The 2899-nt window shown below is 62.5% G+C and carries 2 protein-coding genes; both read left to right on the plus strand.

Annotated elements, in window-relative coordinates; translation table 11 throughout:
- Positions 1-485: 485 nt before the first annotated feature.
- Positions 486-1988 carry a nitric oxide reductase activation protein NorD gene (locus tag WA317_RS14425; RefSeq protein ID WP_425173683.1) on the plus strand — a complete coding sequence of 501 codons (1503 nt, stop codon included), beginning with the start codon at positions 486-488 and terminating at the stop codon, positions 1986-1988.
- The gene (locus WA317_RS14430) at positions 1985-2773 is read left to right on the plus strand and encodes a CbbQ/NirQ/NorQ/GpvN family protein (RefSeq protein ID WP_425173682.1); all 789 of its coding nucleotides are present in this window, start codon (positions 1985-1987) and stop codon (positions 2771-2773) included. Before WA317_RS14425 ends, WA317_RS14430 begins: the two co-directional genes overlap by 4 nt.
- Positions 2774-2899: the final 126 nt, after the last annotated feature.

Here is a 2899-nt window from a genome sequence, read left to right on the forward strand (position 1 = left end):
GCATAGTGCTCACCGGCCGGCGGCTCGGTGACCAGCTTCTCGCCAACTAGGCATAAACCTCGTCAACGACTCGCTGATCGAATCCCATTAGGCGGGCAAAGTGCATACCTTTTCCCCGCGGTACGCCAGAGCTGGCTGCGACTGCGTACTTCCGTGTGACTGAGATCAATGACTGCAGTCGGAGCTTTGTGCCTCATGGGAAAGTCAATAGGCCAAGTAAGTTGTGAGTGCCTGACACAACCCTGGACATCAACGAATCCAGCATACTATAGTTGACTCAAGTCAGCCACATTAACTCTGGATTAGACGCGGCACCGCATCGTGGGTCCCGATGACCGATCCATCACCGAGGAGGTCCCATCGTGAATTATGTCTGGGAGATCTTGCGCTATGTCGCTGCTTGGGGCGGTACCGGCCTGATCATCTGGTTCTGGTACTGGATGTTCTCCAACATCGGCACGTTCTGAGTGACGCAAATCCAGGTCATGGAGCTCGAGCGCAGTTGCGCCGTAACGGCAGTCGCGCTGAGTGGCCAACGTCGTGAGGCAGTGCGCCTGGTCACAGGAGAGCGCCGAGCCTTCGGGACCAATGCCACGCTGACCTTTGTCTATGTTCCCTTCCCGGCGATGAAAGCATGGACACGCAGAACGCTGACCTGCGGCATAGCTCTGCAATGTTCACCGTCGAAGGAACGTCTTGCGCAATACCGGCTCAACGAATTATCGGAGCGCGAACTGCGTGCGCTGACGCTCGTCGAAGCTGGTGTCGCGCTGGGCTGGACAGCGTCGCGCTGGCCGGGTCTGCTGCCGGAGCTGCGCCGAACGCTGCCTGATCTCGCCGCCGCACCCGGTGATCTGGAGGCGCCCGAAATGCTGAGACGAGCAGTCGTGCTGGCCGCCACCGAAGGTTCGCTGAAGGTTCATCCGCTGCTGGGCAGCTTGCCGTTGGCCTGCACCAGGCCGCAGGGGTTGACCGATAGATTGCGACGCAGCTTCGGCAGAATGCCATGGACCACAACGCAAAAGCGTCTGCCGCGACCGTACTCCGTCCCCGTCGGCGGTGAGGGCGGCGTCCGCAATCCGAATCTGCCGCCGCCAAGTAGGCCGCAGGACAACGACCTCGACGTCACACCGGAGCACCGGCCCGGGATTCCCTATCCCGAGTGGAACATGTGGACGAAACGTTTTCTGCAGGGTCATGTCGCCGTCGTCGAGCATGCCGGGAACCGGCGCGCTCCCCATCCGGCGCCCATGTCTGCCGACCTCCGCAGATGGTTCGAAAAGCAGACCCATCGGGCGATGACGAATCGCCTGGAAGACGGTTCGGAGCTGGACGTCGAGTCGTACGTCCGCCACTACATCGACATGACGACCGGGCGAGCCAAGGAGCCGAGGATATTCCGTAACCTGCTGCCCGGCAGCCGGGACGTCACCACCGCTTTGCTGCTCGACGGCAGCTCCTCCCTTGGAGTGCACGGGGGCCGCATCTTCCGGCTGGAATTAGCCTGCGCCGATGCGCTCTCGCGGGCGATGACCCTGACCCGGGAACGCCACGGGATTTTCGTGTTCACCGGCAACACCCGGCACCGGGTCGACGTGCGATGTCTGAAGAACTTCGAGGACCGCCGGTTCGTACCGCCAAGCGCGCAAGGGCTTTCCACCGCCGGGTACACCCGGCTCGGTGCGCCGCTTCGACATTTGACGAACCGACTTTTGGGTCAGCCCTCCGAGCGGCGCCTGCTGATCGTCATCGGCGACGGCCTGATCTCCGACGAGGGCTATGAAGGCCGCTATGCCTGGGCCGACACGGCGCACGCCGTCGATGAAGCACGAGACGCCGGCGTCTCGACGTACTACATCGGCGTCGGACCGACTCGGATCGATCCGCTCCCGGAGGTGTTCGGACCGCGTCGGTCTCAACGCATCCGGCAGGTGGAAGAGCTGCCCTGGGTGTTGGCCCACGTGCATCGCGAACTGGTCGCCGCGTGATCACCTACTTCGCGAACGGCAACGAGGTGCAGCTGTTCGAGCAAGCCTTCCGGAGCAATCTCCCGGTGATGCTCACCGGCCCCACCGGTTGCGGCAAGACGCGGCTGGTCGAGCACATGGGAGCGCTGCTGCAACGGCCGGTGATCACCATCAGCTGCCACGACGATCTCACCAACTCGGACCTGGTCGGCCGGTTCACGGTGACCGGCGGCGATGTGATCTGGACCGACGGCCCGCTGACCCGGGCGGTCAAAGCCGGGGCGATCTGCTATCTCGATGAGGTGGTCGAAGCCCGCCATGATTCGTTGGCCGTACTGCATTCGCTGACCGACCACCGCCGATCGTTGTACCTGGACCGCGCCGGCGAGACCGTACAAGCGCCAGACGACTTCATGTTGGTCTGCTCATACAATCCTGATTACCGCAGCTCGCTGAAAGAACTCAAACCGTCCTTCCGTCAACGATTCGTCACCTTGTCGATGACCTATCTGCCCGCCGATCGCGAGGCCGAGGTTGTTGTCGCCGAAGCGGGTGTTCCGCTCACCACCGCGAGGCGACTGGTGCACTGCGCGCTCGCGATCCGCACCGCCAACGAAGCGTTCCACTTCGAGCCGCCATCTACTCGGGTGCTGGTCACCGCCGCGCAATTGATCGCAGTCGGCGCAACCGAACTTGATGCGGCCGAAGCCTGCATCCTCGCGCCGCTGAGCACCGACGGTGCCGTCAACAACGGACTCCGGGAGATTGCCGTGGCCGCCCTGGCCTCAGTCGACACGCCGACCTAGGAAGGAACCTTCACCGATGGACCAAAAGGAACAGAAACGCAAACGAGCGTTGATCATCCTGCAGATTTTCGTCTACGGCTACCTGCTGACTATGTTCCTCATCCAGCTGTACATGTCCTTCGCCCG

Origin of the sequence: Mycobacterium sp. (assembly GCF_049802695.1) — a bacterium.
Taxonomy (GTDB): domain Bacteria; phylum Actinomycetota; class Actinomycetes; order Mycobacteriales; family Mycobacteriaceae; genus Mycobacterium.

Bases quoted from the DNA above. Each gene is read 5' to 3' on its own strand.
- WA317_RS14425 (WP_425173683.1), top strand. From the start codon at position 486: ATGGAGCTCGAGCGCAGTTGCGCCGTAACGGCAGTCGCGCTGAGTGGC.